Source organism: Faecalibacterium sp. DFI.5.82 (assembly GCF_029076575.1).
Lineage (GTDB): Bacteria > Bacillota > Clostridia > Oscillospirales > Ruminococcaceae > Faecalibacterium > Faecalibacterium duncaniae.
The window spans coordinates 1-300 of record NZ_JARFIS010000779.1; the positions used below are offsets into that span (position 1 = coordinate 1).

Here is a 300-nt window from a genome sequence, read left to right on the forward strand (position 1 = left end):
CGCAAACCCTACAGCGTGGTGCTGTTCGAAGAGGTGGAAAAGGCCCACCCCGATGTGTTCAACATCCTGCTGCAGGTGCTGGACGATGGCCGCATCACCGACAGCCAGGGCCGAACCGTGGACTTCAAGAACACGGTGATCATCCTGACCTCGAATCTGGGCAGTGACATCATTCTGAACGATCTGGAGCAGCGCCGGGCACAGGGCACCATCGAACTCAGCGACGAGGCAAAGCATCAGATCGTCCTGCTGCTGAGGAGCTAGTTCCGCCCCGAGTTCCTGAACCGTCTGGACGAGTTC

1 protein-coding gene is annotated in these 300 nt (G+C 59.0%); it reads left to right on the forward strand.

Features of this window, described 5'->3' with window-relative positions; all coding sequences use genetic code 11:
* Positions 1–264 (forward strand): AAA family ATPase (locus P0G09_RS18870; RefSeq protein ID WP_275253439.1); only part of this gene is annotated, 264 nt, incomplete at its 5' end.
* Positions 265–300 lie beyond the last annotated feature (36 nt).